11 protein-coding genes are annotated in these 11,852 nt (G+C 33.3%); 4 read left to right on the plus strand and 7 right to left on the minus strand.

Going from position 1 to position 11,852, the window contains the following annotated elements; all coding sequences use genetic code 11:
* The 5 genes from ruvA to ACH2CJ_RS20290 form a co-directional block, all read right to left on the minus strand.
* On the minus strand, positions 1–578 hold a 578-nt coding region (gene ruvA, locus ACH2CJ_RS20270), incomplete at its 3' end, for a Holliday junction branch migration protein RuvA (RefSeq protein ID WP_394995947.1).
* Positions 579–661: 83 nt separating this feature from the next.
* A complete protein-coding gene (locus tag ACH2CJ_RS20275; protein ID WP_394995950.1) occupies positions 662–1,207 on the minus strand; it encodes a hypothetical protein in 546 nt (181 codons plus the stop codon).
* Between the two features lie 139 nt (positions 1,208–1,346).
* Complete coding sequence (locus ACH2CJ_RS20280) at positions 1,347–1,799, minus strand: DUF3299 domain-containing protein (RefSeq protein ID WP_394995952.1); 453 nt, start codon at positions 1,797–1,799, stop codon at positions 1,347–1,349.
* A 90-nt stretch (positions 1,800–1,889) separates the two neighbouring features.
* Entirely contained in the window at positions 1,890–3,083 is a 1,194-nt protein-coding gene (locus tag ACH2CJ_RS20285) for an ABC transporter permease (RefSeq protein WP_394995955.1), read from the minus strand.
* 96 nt (positions 3,084–3,179) lie between these two features.
* Positions 3,180–3,809, minus strand: a complete 630-nt coding sequence (locus ACH2CJ_RS20290) for an ABC transporter ATP-binding protein (protein WP_394995957.1) — start codon at positions 3,807–3,809, stop codon at positions 3,180–3,182.
* A 266-nt stretch (positions 3,810–4,075) separates the two neighbouring features.
* On the opposite strand from ACH2CJ_RS20290, the gene ACH2CJ_RS20295 reads away from it, so the two are divergent.
* The 4 genes from ACH2CJ_RS20295 to ACH2CJ_RS20310 all read left to right on the plus strand — a co-directional run bounded on the left by ACH2CJ_RS20295 (position 4,076) and on the right by ACH2CJ_RS20310 (position 9,966).
* Positions 4,076–4,711, plus strand: coding sequence for a peroxiredoxin (locus tag ACH2CJ_RS20295; RefSeq protein ID WP_394995960.1), 636 nt, complete (start codon positions 4,076–4,078; stop codon positions 4,709–4,711).
* A gap of 162 nt (positions 4,712–4,873) precedes the next feature.
* Positions 4,874–5,680: a glycoside hydrolase family 25 protein gene (locus ACH2CJ_RS20300; RefSeq protein WP_394995963.1), complete on the plus strand. Its 807-nt coding sequence runs from the start codon at positions 4,874–4,876 to the stop codon at positions 5,678–5,680.
* Positions 5,681–5,742: 62 nt separating this feature from the next.
* Positions 5,743–7,389: a glucose-6-phosphate isomerase gene (gene pgi / locus ACH2CJ_RS20305; protein ID WP_394995965.1), complete on the plus strand. Its 1,647-nt coding sequence runs from the start codon at positions 5,743–5,745 to the stop codon at positions 7,387–7,389.
* A 636-nt stretch (positions 7,390–8,025) separates the two neighbouring features.
* Positions 8,026–9,966 (plus strand): LysM peptidoglycan-binding domain-containing protein, encoded by a 1,941-nt coding sequence (locus ACH2CJ_RS20310; protein WP_394995968.1) that lies wholly within the window; start codon positions 8,026–8,028, stop codon positions 9,964–9,966.
* Positions 9,967–10,066: 100 nt separating this feature from the next.
* Here the strand turns inward: ACH2CJ_RS20310 and ACH2CJ_RS20315 are convergent, their stop codons facing one another.
* On the minus strand, positions 10,067–10,447 hold the full coding sequence (locus tag ACH2CJ_RS20315) for a nuclear transport factor 2 family protein (RefSeq protein ID WP_394995970.1): 381 nt from the start codon (positions 10,445–10,447) through the stop codon (positions 10,067–10,069).
* A gap of 447 nt (positions 10,448–10,894) precedes the next feature.
* Positions 10,895–11,425, minus strand: coding sequence for a hypothetical protein (locus tag ACH2CJ_RS20320; protein ID WP_394995972.1), 531 nt, complete (start codon positions 11,423–11,425; stop codon positions 10,895–10,897).
* Positions 11,426–11,852: the final 427 nt, after the last annotated feature.

An 11,852-nucleotide genomic window follows, 5' to 3' on the forward strand; every position in this document is an offset into this window, starting at 1 on the left:
TTTATGAGTTGCTCAACTGTAATCTCATTTCCCTCACGTTTCAGAATCACATCAATACTTTTCTCGGCAGTTGCTCTCGGAATGCCGAGCATCACCAAAGCGGCAAGCGATTCATTTTTGAGTTTGGCATTGGCAGGAGTAAATATATTTGGAGCTACCCCACTCACAAGATGGTCTTTCTTTAGCTTATCTTTCAGCTCAATAATTGCTCGTTGTGCAGTTTTTAGACCAATTCCTTTAATACTTTGAATCGTTTTGGCATCTTCTGTTATAAGTGCGTGCTTAATTTCACCTGATGATAAAGATGAAAGCATCACCATTGCCGTATTTGGGCCTATCCCTGAAACAGTGATTAAATCTTCAAATAAGTCTTTTTCTTCGGCAGCAAAAAAACCAAATAAAGTATGTGAGTCTTCTCTAACTATGAGTAATGTATGTAGTTTGCAACGCTCTTCGGTTTTATGAAGTGCAGCATAAGTTTGAAGTGATATTTTTACTTGATAGCCAACGCCACCTGCATCAATAATGACGTAAGATGGGTCTTTATAAGCTAATTTTCCGTCGAGGTATGCAATCATTCTTTTTTAGTTATAAGTACGAAGTATGAGTGCTGAATCTGTTGAATTATAAGTTCTCAACTCAGAACTCATATTTCAGAATTTTATTTGATTATGTTTAGTCTTAAACCGCTACTTATTTGTCCGTTCCAAAAGAAAGGAGATGGAAGGGCTTCAATGTAAAGACCGGCATCAACAAAAAAAGCTAATGGCTGATTAGGTATTTTTAGTTCGATACCTGCTGTGCCAGTTGGTCCAAGAGAGATTTTTTTAATGTGGTCTATTTTTTCATTTTTAAGAATATCAGCATAATGACTTCTATTATTTATTTGACCCCCGAAACCGTAATAAACATGAGCCCAATCACGGTTGAAAACTTGATTTTGCCAAAGATATATTCCTTGAATCATTAAACCCGCTGTTTTATATTCACCTGCATTGTATCGGCGTTGACGATTGTAAATGAACCCGTAAGTTCCAATATTGATGTCAAAGGCCTTATCTCCATTCTGAAAATATTTTCGGACATTAAAACCAAGAGGTTCTCCTACACGGAAACCTACTGCCCAGTTATAATCATATTGTGCGAAAGTATCGGTCGAAAAACCAATAATAAAAATTGTTGTTAAAGCAAAAAGCAGTTTTTTCATTTTAATTTCATTCAAAATTGCAAGAATTTCCCCAAAAGTATAAAATACTGTCTGTCAAACGAAATATTAGTGGAATTTATTCAATAAAAAAGCATCTGAATTTTTATTCAGACGCTTTTCAAAGATAACTTTTAGAAAATTATAAAATCACATCGCAACCTTCTAATATATAATTTAGTTCATTTATATCGTCAGCATTGAGTTTTAATTTCCCCTTAACAGTTACGCGGTCATCGGTATTGAAACGTTTAGTTGATTTCTTGAATTTGACCTGAACAACAGATTCGGGACCAGCACCACCACAAAAAAAGCATGAACTATAAGGGTTTGCCGAAAGTACATACACATTGGCATCAACATCAACAGGAATCATATAGCCTGTCAAAACTATTTCTTTGTCTTTCAAGCCAGCTACTTTTACCCCAAAAGTAGGATAGAGAATAAACATTGATTCTTCGGCACTCCATTTTTTCTTGAAAGTTACATCACGAAGCATTTCCCAAGTTACTTTGGTTGGCTCGTCAAGTATAGTAAAAGAAGCAAATGACAAAGATAAAATGGCAATTAAAAAGGGTTTTGATAGGTTTTTCATTTGAGTATATTTGATGATGAATCTGATTTTGAATGCGTGAATAATAATATCAAAATTGATAATTGTTTACTTAAAAACCACCAACTATTATCAACTTTCTTCTGCTAAAGTTTTTGAAATATTAATGCGATAAATACCGATTGAAGGCAATGCTGCTGCCAAAATTCCAACTATTAACGCTCCAATGAATAAGTATATTTCGCCAGTTTGTAAAGAAAATTGACTAATATCAAAATGGAATTTTCTGCTCAACTGATTCGAAATTAAATATATTCCAATACGACTTAGTAAAATTCCTGCTATAAAACCCAGCAACGACAATATCATTCCTTCTAATAACAACATTAAAAACAAACGAGTTCGACTTGCACCCATCGATAGCATTAAAGCCATTTCATATTTGCGTTCTTTCAATGAATTATACAAAGAAACAAAAACACTAATGCCCGAAATAAGCATAATGACTGCCGCCAAAATTTGTAAACCGTCGATACCGATGCCCAATAATTCAAATAAACGGTTGACTTCGATTGCTGGAGTTGCCGCCTGTAATTTTGAATTTTGATTAATATTGCGTGGTATCGTCATCATGCCCATTGGCGAACGAAACTTAATGATTGCACTGGTAATTTCTCGCTTTTTAGTGCTATCTTCTACTACACCTTCTTCATGATGCTCGTGTATGCTCCAAACGCTACCTAAACTTGTCAAAATTAAATTATCAACGACCGAATTGTTGAACTCTAAAATGCCGACAACTTTATATTTTTCATCTTCATGTTTTTCTCCTTCCGAGTCTAATCCGTGTGAACTTGCGAATGTATCGCCAACTTTTAGGTTATTATTTAATGCAGTTTGACCGCCTAAAACTACTTCTAAATTGGCTTTAAACATTCTGCCAGAAGCAAATTTTGTCTTGAAATGGTCAAAGTATTTTTTGTTTGTGCCTAAAATTCTGTAACCTTGAAAATTATCTCCCATCGACAGCGGAATCATTTCTTTTACCATCGGATTTTGTGCTATTGCTTGCACATCGTCTAAATATACATTTCCCGTCGGATTATCGATTTGATAAACACTCGACAAAATCAACTGCAACGGACTTCCTTTTGCTCCAACAACTAAATCAATTCCACTTATGTTTTTGGCAAATTTATCTTGTAATTGCTTGCCCAAAAGCATCAAAAGTGAAATCATTGCAATGCCCAAAGTCATTAACAAAATACATAAAAAACTGTTGAGTTTTTTATCAAGAATATTTTTCCAACTGATTTTAAATAACATAGTCGATTGTCAATAAAGCTATAGAAGATAGTGTATTAGTTGATGGCAAATAAGTTCTTTTTATAAAATATCAACCGTCGTCTATTGACTATCAACTCATAAATTAATAATATTTTTATATCGGTCTTTCAATCTTTGGTCGTGGGTGACGATTACCAATGCTGCACCGATATTTTTTGATTGGTTTTCGAGCAATTGAATTACTTTTTCGCAGTTCTCATCATCAAGATTTGAGGTAGGTTCATCTGCCAAAATTACTTCGGGATTATTCATCAAGGCTCGTGCAATGCTTACTCGTTGCTGTTCGCCTCCACTCAAAAGCGACGTTTTTTTGTCTAATAATTCGGCAAAACCTAAATTCTTTGCTAATTTGTTTGCTTGCTGATACGATTGATTTTTGTCTGCCAGATAGTTTGCCAAAAGTAAATTATCCATCACATTGAGCGAACTTACAAAATGAGATTTTTGGTAGATTATACCTAAATGGTTGGCTCTCATTTTGGTAGCTTCTTTGGCAGATAATTGAGCTAATTCTTGTCCATTTATTTTAATCGAACCACTTTTAGAGAGTAAAAGTAAAGCCATCAAATGAAGTAATGTAGTTTTTCCCGTTCCCGAATTGCCAAGAATCAACAAAGTTTCTCCTTTTGCACACGAAAATGAAGGAAAACTAAACTTTTGAGTTTGTTCGCCATAAGAAAATTGAAGGTCAGAGCAAGCAAGCATTTATATCGATTTTTTGTTTCAAAGATACTACTTCATAGCGATATTGCACAATGATTTTAATGAGTTAATCAATATTTAACTTTTACAAAATTTGGTTTCTATATTCTTTCTGAGAATTGAGCTACTTTATTTTCATTAGAAATATGGATTTTTGCATAAAACCGAAAGAAATTTTTTGCCTACATTTGTGAACTATTTCCTCTAAAAAAACATTCTCTATTAACTTAATAGACTAAATTTATTTCAAACTTTAAAATCTAACATATATGTCACTTCGCTTAGGAGATATTGCACCAAATTTCACTGCTGAAACTACGCAGGGAACGATTGATTTTCACGAATGGCTTGGAGATTCTTGGGGAATGTTATTTTCTCATCCTGCCGATTTTACACCTGTTTGTACAACAGAATTAGGTAAAACAGCACTTTTGAAAGATGATTTTGCTAAAAGAGGTGTAAAAGTAGCAGCGGTTTCGGTTGATGATTTAGCATCTCACGGACGTTGGGTGCCTGATATTGAAGAAGTAAATGGGGTTATTGTAAACTTCCCTATTATTGCAGATGGAGATAGAAATGTGGCAACTTTGTATGACATGATTCATCCAAATGCTTCTGAAAAAGCTACAGTTCGCTCAGTATTTATCATTGGACCAGATAAAAAAATTAAATTGACTTTGACTTACCCAGCTTCAACAGGTCGTAATTTTACTGAGTTATTAAGGGTGATTGATTCTTTGCAACTAACAGCAAATTATCAAGTGGCAACTCCTGCCGACTGGAAAGATGGCGATGACACGATTGTGGTACCATCCGTTTCGACTGAAGATGCTATCATGAAATTCCCGAAAGGAGTGAGGGTAGTTAAGCCATACTTGCGTTATACACCACAACCAAATAAATAAAACTTGATGATAAACAACTGATTATCAGTTGTTTATTGCTTGTTAATTTGATGCAGTTTTTAAAAACCGAAAGTAATTTACTTTCGGTTTTTATTTTTATTTATTTTTGCATAATATTTGTATTATAAACTGCATTATTAGGTTTTAATGCAATTGAGAAAAATGAAGAAAAAGAAAAAATTGAGCTTTTGGGAAAAGGTTTTAAATCGCCTATTTACCCTTAAGAATCTCTATGTTTTTATCGTTATTGCCCTAATAACCTTGTACCCTGTTTATGTAAGCGATGGACAAAAGTGGACTTATATCGAAAATTTTGGTATTCGCCTTCCGCTTCGTTACACAATTCATGGCATAGATGTTTCTCATCATAATTCAGAAATTGACTGGTTTAAAGTAAAACACAGCGATGATGATAAGGTAGAAATAAATTTTTGTTTCATCAAAGCTACCGAGGGAACAGACATTAAAGACCAAGATTTTAACAATAATTTTAGAGGAGCAAAGCGTGAAGGGCTAATTTGTGGAGCATATCATTTTTATGTGCCTTGGGCGGAACCTGAGCTTCAAGCCAAAAATTTTATTGAAACCGTAACACTCGAAAAAGGTGATTTTGCACCAGTAATCGACTTTGAACTTCGTGGAAAAGGAAGAAAAGTGAGAGCCAATTTGCTCGAAAATGTTAAAAAATTCATTGGTATTATTGAAAAACACTACGGAGTAAAGCCAATAATTTATACTAATGGGTATATTTATAGAGAATACATTAAAAATAATTTTGATGATTATCCACTTTGGATTTCCAGTTATGATAGCAATAAATTGGAAGGATATGAAGACTCAAAACTAATGATTTGGCAACATAGTACCGATGGTAAAATAGATGGAGTAAAAGGAAATGTGGATTTCAATGTTTTTGTAGCTTCAAAAAGTCATTTAAACGATATTTGTATAAAATCTACTAAACCCTAAGTGGATTTTTCTTTATTTTAAAATTCACACTCCTTCAGGGGCTGGGAGTGGTTGTTCAAAATATGCTTAATTCTACAAATTTTACCAAAACTTCTGCTTTCAAAAAACTTAAGGCTCATCATCGTACAATCAGTAAAAAGCATTTGAAAGAATTATTTGCCGACGATAAAAATCGATTTAAGAAATTTTCGGTGAGTTTCAATGATATTTTACTTGATTATTCGAAAAACAATATCAACCGACGTACGGTATCATATTTGACAGATTTGGCAAAAGAATGTCAATTGTCCGATTCGATTGAGCAAATGTTTACAGGTGAAAAAATCAATCAAACCGAAAACCGTTCGGTACTTCATGTGGCTTTACGGAATCGTTCAAACGCTCCAATTTTAGTTGATGGAAAAGATGTAATGCCCGACATCAATGAAGTATTATTGAAAATGAAGGCTTTTTCGGAAAAAGTAATTTCAGGAGCATGGAAAGGCTATACTAATGAAGCAATAACTGATATTGTAAATATTGGCATTGGTGGTTCAGATTTAGGCCCAGTAATGGTAACTGAGGCTTTGAAAGCTTATAAGAAAAAGAATATTAATATTCATTTTGTATCGAATGTTGATGGTACGCACATTGCTGAAACATTAAAAAAACTCAATCCAGCAACTACGTTGTTTATGATTGCCTCAAAAACATTTACAACGCAAGAAACCATGACAAATGCTCTTTCGGCTCGTGATTGGTTTCTCAAAACAGCGGTTGATGGAGAGTTTGTTAAAAAGCATTTTGTTGCTATTTCGACCAACCAAAATGAAGTAGAAAAGTTTGGCATAGACCCAGCCAATATGTTTGGTTTTTGGGATTGGGTAGGAGGAAGGTATTCGATTTGGTCAGCAATTGGATTATCAATTGCTTGTTCGATTGGTTTCGAAAATTTTGAACAAGTGCTATTAGGAGCTCACGAAATGGATAATCATTTCCGACATACGCCATTTGAAAAAAACATCCCTGTTATTTTGGCACTTTTAGGTATTTGGTACAATAATTTTTATGGAGCAGATTCGCATGCTATTTTGCCTTATGACCAATATTTACATCGTTTTGCTGCTTATTTCCAACAAGGTGATATGGAGTCGAACGGAAAATATATAGATAGAAGCGGAAACAAAGTAGATTATCAAACAGGGCCAATTATTTGGGGCGAACCTGGCACAAACGGACAACATGCTTTTTATCAATTGATTCATCAAGGTACAAAGTTGATTCCTGCCGATTTTATTGCACCAGCTATCTCTCATAATCCAATTGGTGAGCATCATAAAATGTTATTATCTAACTTTTTTGCACAAACAGAAGCTTTAATGAATGGTAAAACCAGAGAAGAAGTGGATGCAGAATTAACTGGAAAATCGAAGGAAGAGGTTGAAAAGATAGCTCCATTCAAAGTTTTTCAAGGAAATCGTCCCACTAATTCAATTCTTTTGAAGAAAATTACACCAAAAAGTTTAGGTAGTTTGATAGCGATGTATGAACACAAAATATTTGTACAAGGTGTCATTTGGAATGTATTTAGTTTTGATCAATGGGGCGTTGAATTAGGCAAGCAGTTAGCTAATAAAATTTACCCCGAATTGACTAATAACCAAGTCATTGAAAGCCACGATAGTTCTACAAATGCTCTAATTAATCAATACAAAAAGTGGAGGAAGTAAGGCATGAAATTTATTTTTAAAGCATGACGAACCGTTCTCTTTTTGACGGGGTTGTTTGTTTAAACTCTAATATTTTCCAAGTTAATTTTACAAAAAAAACAAATCCGTTGAAAAAGGAGAGGCAAATTAACATTGTTGCGTAATTTCAAGGAGTAACTAACTTTAAGCAGAAAAAGCTATTAAAAATTTTGATAGCTTTTTCTGCTTTTTAGTGATTTACTACTTTACAAATGTACAAAACTTGCAATTTTCTCATTTTGAGAAAATTGATACATAATATTAAATTGAATATTACAATAGATTTTGTATAAACACAGTAATGCATTTATGTGTAAAGTATTGATAATAAGGAGATTATGATTATTATTTATTTTCATTTTTTTTTGAAAAAATAAAAATTACGAAAATTATGAAAAATAAGGTCGTTTACATTTGGAAATTCAAAATACGTCTTATATATTTGGAATATAATAGCAAATTGTTTTCCTAATTATAATATGAAGTGGAAGTATTTCCACACATTGAACGAAAGTTCATGCTCAAACCCAAGAAAAGTAAAAGTAACCATCTGTTGAGAGAGATGTTTTTCATTAGCCGTCTAACATCTCCCTCTCAGCAGAATTTGTGAATCTTAAAATGGACTTACGTGCTTTCATACATAAAATTGTGTTTGTGTTCCTTTTGGCTTTTTGGGGAGGTAAAAGTGTGTTTGCTTTCCCAACGAAAAACGAAAATCCACTTGTCCCATACGAAGTTAAATTTGCAGATATTACTTTTCAATTAAATGATGTTACTCGCTATTTGATTCAAATTGAGTTGAAAAACATTCAGTCTAATCGGCAAAGTATTCAAAATCAATTGGACAGGGTATCTTTATTTTTGCCAATTGTAGAGCCTATTCTGAAAGAACAAAATGTGCCAGATGATTTTAAGTATTTGGTAAGCTACAACAAATTCCAATCTTCTATTGAAACAAATACAAATCTTGAATCGGGTGTTTATTGGTGTTTAGACAAAGTAAAAGCCGCAGACGTAGATTTGTTGATGAATACTCAACTTGACGAAAGAAAGCATTTGATAGCAGCTACAAAAGGAGCTGCTATATGTTTGAAACGAAATTATGTTTTGTATAATAACTGGGCAACAACGCTTTTTTCTCATATATCTGACAAGAAAGTTTTGAATCTTTTGGACGTAAACAAAAAGTGGTCGGATAATACTTTTGTTTTGTTAGATAGCCCAGCATATTCAGCCATTTTGCAATTTTTAGCATATAAAATTGCCATTGAGAGAGAGTTTCCGCTATATAAACCATTGGTTCAGAAAATAATTTATGAATATCCTTACAGCAAAGGTAAAACTTTGAACAGGATTTCGGCAGAATTGAAAGTCGAACCAGCTACATTAAATGAATATAATCTTTGGCTAAATGCCAAAAATGTGCCCGATACAGAATGCCAAGTTTTGGTAGTTGTTCCTTCAAGCAGATATAGTGAAATCAGAACATTAGCTGAATTATCAAGAAAAAGCGGTCTTCCAGCAAAAGATTTAGGATTTCCAGTTTTGAAAAGAGAAGAAGTAATTGTTAAAACTAAAAGCCCCAATAAAGGTGGAGTTTTTTTTAACATTAATGATTTGAAAGGAGTGCAAGCCGACATGTGCGACGTGGTAGTTACGATGGCATATAAAGCTGATATTTCGATTGATAAATTTGTTGAGTACAACGACATGAAGGTGTCAGATTTACTACATATAGGTCAGGTTTATTACATAAAAAAGAAAAACTCGAAGGCAAGCGTGCCATTTCATGTAGTGCGAGAGGGCGAAACTTTGTGGGATATTTCGCAAATGTATGGCGTAAAATTAGAAAACCTTTTAGATTATAATAGATTAGAGTTAGTTCAGCGATTACAGAGAGGGCGAATCATTTGGTTACAAACAATAAGGCCTAAAAGTAAACCGATTGAGTATATCGAAATGCCCGACGAGCTGGCTTTAATCGACGAGATACTAAACACCGAAAAAAAAGAGCAAAGTTTCTCCCCAATTCAAGTTGAAGACTCAGTTAAAACGGTAGAGCAATCGCCGATAATTGCCAAGAACAATAATGGCGTTCCGAAAGAAATTGAGCAAAATACTTTGAATTCAATATCGCTAAATCAAGAAGTTGCTAAAAGTATTGATAAAAATAATGCAATTACAAATCCAAAAAATAATGTTCAAAAGGCTATTGATTCAAATTCAACACCTTTGAGTCAAGAAGTTAGGAAAGAACAAGCAATGAACTTAAATTTATTGAAGAGTGTTGATGGTAAGGAAGTTAGATTGAATTCTGGAGAAGAAAGAAAGGCTGCTTTGGAAGGTGAAAAAGTAAAAAGAGAATCTAAAAAAACTTTTCCTGAACAAATTAACAATAACGAAGGTAATAAATTTTTATATCATACCGTCCGCAGGGACGAAACGCTTTTCAGAATTTCGGTAAATTATAATGTGTCGGTTGAGAATTTGTGGAAAATGAATAATTTATCAAGTACCATTGTTGAAGCTGGTACAGTTCTGAAAATCAAACTTTTGTAAATAGTATAGATTCACTCAATAGCTCAGATTAGCTTTTGCCTTTGGCGAGAGCTAATTTTTTTTGTGCCTATTGGTACATTTTAGAAATATAAACTTTAAATCAACCTTTTACATAAGCCAGTTTTTCTGCTACTTTACCATTTCGCACTTTGAAAACATCTACGCCCCTCAAATGCCATGGTTTACCATCTTTTGTTTTGCGATATATCCACCTTACCGTACAGCGGTCACCACCGACAAATATATCCTCAGCCTCAAAAAAAGCGTCTGGATTATTAGTGAAGAATTTTGTCCAATATGCCCGAACTTCAACAGCACCCACTAAACGTGTACCATCGGGTTGTGGATTGGTGTTCTCAAAAATACAATCGTGTGTCATGGCATTCATCACGGCATCGACATCATGGCGGTTGAAGGCTTCATTGAACCTTTCTACGGCGGCAAGAGTAAGGCTTTCCGTACTTTTTGTTTCAGTTACCATAGCTATTTGAGTTTGTTTTTTGCTAAAACTGGTTTTGCATGATGTCAAAATGAATGATGCAAAGATAAGAAGTATCAAAGTTTTTTTCATTTGATTTATTGGTTATGAGGAAGTTCGTTTTGGAAAATGATGATATTTTCAATACTCAACTGTCTTAAAAATAGGAAGCACTAGGACTAAGCCAAACTCAAGAGGAACTGCTAAAACCTAAAATCGCATTTATTTTTCACGAAATGGATTTATTGAAAAGAAGATGGAATGATGGGGAAATTTAAAAAAAAGTTTGCTCGCAAACGCTATAATTAATTATTCTGAACCAATCCACAAAAAGAAATTAAATTACTTAATCAGCTGATTTTCAATAGAATAGAACAAATTTGAAAACTAAAAATCGGATTTCAAAATGTTGAGTAGAATTTATTTTGGTAGCTAAGGGAGCGAAAATTGTCAAACTGTAATATTTAATTTCTTTTTTCCAATCCAAACGTCACCTTCGGAATAGAAATACATTTTATCATTGTCCTTTTCAACAATGTGTGTCACTTCTCTTTTTTTGTGATATTTTCTATCAGTTTCAAAGAAATAGTCAAAATCAATGTGTCTCTCCCAATCGAATTCAAGAAACTCACCTGATAAATTGCCGTAATGATTTATGTCAATTTTATTTAATTTCTCTGATTTTCTAAATGCATCAACTTCATAATAGGATATTTCTTCATCAATACCGCATACAACTTCAGATTTAAAAAGCCTTGGTTCGTTCAACCAAATCGCTAAATAATATGGTTTATTAATTTTTTTTAGTTCTGTATTCCATTTGTGATAAATTTTGAACAAACATTGTATGATAATTTTTCTGGACTCCCCTTTAGTATAAATATTATGACCGTACCAATCTTCAATTTGAAAGTTAAAGTATTTGTTTTTAAGTAGAGAATCTATATCTAAATCAGAATCAGCTTCAATAGAATTTGACATCTTCTTGAATATTCGTTTTAGATGCCTTTTCTTTTTCATTTTATTTTCGTTCCCTAAGAGTCTCCTGCAAGGGACTCTTAGGCTTTGGTCTATGTAATTGATTAGTTATTATTCTATTTACTTCCTTGATTTGCCAAGACTCCTGCCCTCAGAGTCTCGTGAAAAACGGTGGCTTTGAGGGAGCGACGGTTTTTACCCTTTAAGGTCGTGTGATAGACTTAAAGTCTAATAATATTTTTGAATTGTTTGTTTGCAAGGTTTGTCTGTTTTTTGAAATTTTCCACCTTATAAATGCACAACACTATATAACCACAACTGCTTGATTATAAGTTAATTACAAAATCCAATTTTGGATTTACTTAGCAATAACACTAAAATTTTTGTAAAATTTCAATATTTATCTCAACTCGGTAAAACACCTCTTGTA

Source organism: Emticicia sp. (genome assembly GCF_043780375.1).
GTDB lineage: Bacteria > Bacteroidota > Bacteroidia > Cytophagales > Spirosomataceae > Emticicia.

Bases quoted from the DNA above. Each gene is read 5' to 3' on its own strand.
- ACH2CJ_RS20275 (WP_394995950.1), bottom strand. From the start codon at position 1,207: ATGAAAAAACTGCTTTTTGCTTTAACAACAATTTTTATTATTGGTTTT.
- ACH2CJ_RS20295 (WP_394995960.1), top strand. From the start codon at position 4,076: ATGTCACTTCGCTTAGGAGATATTGCACCAAATTTCACTGCTGAAACT.
- ACH2CJ_RS20290 (WP_394995957.1), bottom strand. From the start codon at position 3,809: ATGCTTGCTTGCTCTGACCTTCAATTTTCTTATGGCGAACAAACTCAA.
- ACH2CJ_RS20280 (WP_394995952.1), bottom strand. From the start codon at position 1,799: ATGAAAAACCTATCAAAACCCTTTTTAATTGCCATTTTATCTTTGTCA.
- ACH2CJ_RS20285 (WP_394995955.1), bottom strand. From the start codon at position 3,083: ATGTTATTTAAAATCAGTTGGAAAAATATTCTTGATAAAAAACTCAAC.
- ACH2CJ_RS20315 (WP_394995970.1), bottom strand. From the start codon at position 10,447: ATGGTAACTGAAACAAAAAGTACGGAAAGCCTTACTCTTGCCGCCGTA.
- ACH2CJ_RS20320 (WP_394995972.1), bottom strand. From the start codon at position 11,425: ATGTCAAATTCTATTGAAGCTGATTCTGATTTAGATATAGATTCTCTA.
- pgi (WP_394995965.1), top strand. From the start codon at position 5,743: ATGCTTAATTCTACAAATTTTACCAAAACTTCTGCTTTCAAAAAACTT.
- ACH2CJ_RS20310 (WP_394995968.1), top strand. From the start codon at position 8,026: ATGGACTTACGTGCTTTCATACATAAAATTGTGTTTGTGTTCCTTTTG.
- ACH2CJ_RS20300 (WP_394995963.1), top strand. From the start codon at position 4,874: ATGAAGAAAAAGAAAAAATTGAGCTTTTGGGAAAAGGTTTTAAATCGC.